Source organism: Oleiphilus sp. HI0132 (genome assembly GCF_001635845.1).
The window spans coordinates 1-1353 of record NZ_LWGJ01000537.1 but is presented as its reverse complement, the minus strand read 5'-3'; the positions used below and the strand labels follow the sequence as shown (position 1 = coordinate 1353).

At 44.5% G+C, this 1353-nt stretch carries 2 protein-coding genes and 1 tRNA gene; 2 read left to right on the top strand and 1 reads right to left on the bottom strand.

All coding sequences use genetic code 11. The features are described 5' to 3' along the window. The coding region (locus tag A3766_RS30575) for a hypothetical protein (protein ID WP_197479383.1) at window positions 1-620 on the top strand (620 nt) is incomplete at its 5' end. A gap of 45 nt (window positions 621-665) precedes the next feature. Here A3766_RS30575 and A3766_RS06440 read toward each other — a convergent pair. Continuing rightward, window positions 666-1121 (bottom strand): isoprenylcysteine carboxylmethyltransferase family protein, encoded by a 456-nt coding sequence (locus tag A3766_RS06440; protein ID WP_156490420.1) that lies wholly within the window; start codon window positions 1119-1121, stop codon window positions 666-668. Window positions 1122-1264: 143 nt separating this feature from the next. Between A3766_RS06440 and A3766_RS06435 the strand changes: the two genes are divergently transcribed. Beyond that, window positions 1265-1352, top strand: a tRNA-Ser gene (locus A3766_RS06435). Window position 1353 lies beyond the last annotated feature (1 nt).

Sequence of the window (1353 nt, the reverse complement as noted above, 5' to 3'; positions counted from 1 at the left end):
CTAGCTCTAGCATCATCCTAAAAGCGTCACCTTTATTACTACTGCCACTAATGGCTGGCGCAGAAGTTAAATCTCTTAGCAGTTCAGAGTTAACCGAAACCTATATCAAGGACTCGACAATTATTGTCACGCCTAAAAAGCAGGAAATTGAGACAACTCAAAAAACTTACTCCAGCCTGACAATTGCCCCGGTTGAAAATGTAGACCAGGATATGGATAAGCTAGGGCACCAACAGAACCACGTCGATGGCACTGCCAGCTCTGTCCTACTCAGTGAAGAAATGCTACGAAATGCAGCGATTGCTTCAGCAACCATCGCGCCTATTGACGTTGTGATCCCAACCTACGACGAGGTTAACACTCGCACAATGGAAGAAGTCATGAACGATACACGCTACGCGGTACCCGAGGGTGATTTCGACTTTGTCTATATTGGTGGCGACGGTGCCAACGATCTTGGGCTAAGTAGACAGGACAATCAACTTACCTTTTCAATTGGCAACCTTCCTCAAATTGACAAAATTGAACTTCCTCACGGTATTGATGAAGGTCCGCTTCAAATTACCCCGCGCGTTGGCGGCGGATTTGACCTAACCATTAATATCCCTGATCAAAATTAGTAAAAGCTCATATAGCAGTCTATTTTTTTCTAACCTAATAGACTGCTAAACCCACCTTCTCACTTGTTCGCAATACTCCCTGTAACTCGCCCCAAAGATCTTTACCAAAGCACGCTCTTCGGGCTTTATTTGAATTGCCGTCATGACATAGACGTACAATGCAAACACTAAGAAGTTAAAAGGGTTTGCCAAATACACAGCCCAAGCAAGCAACTGCGCTGCCATACCCACATACATTGGATTTCTCGAGTACTTATAAACTCCATCAACCACAAGCGTGGTCGCATTTTCAGGTTTAATAGGGTTAACGGTTGTTTTATTTTTCCAGAAGCTAAATACCGCTGGCATTAAGAAAAACACAGACGCAAGCCCCAAGACAGCCATAACAATACCAGCCAAGAGCCCAAACCGATATAGACTCACTGAAATCAAAGTATCCAGCCCATACATAATACCTGCTGCAATCAGTGTTTGAAGTGGTGGAGGAATCCGAATATTCACGAGAACATATACCTATAAGTTAACTTTTATTAGCTACTAACGGGCTCAACTATTGCAATGATTAAAATGCTAGTTTAGAGTAGCGCACCTTTCTGGGAGCGTAACAGGGTTTACACCATTTGCGAAGCTAGAAAGTTCAAAACGGAGAGGTGTCCGAGTGGCCGAAGGAGCACGCCTGGAAAGTGTGTATACCGCAAGGTATCGAGGGTTCGAATCCCTCCCTCTCCGCCAA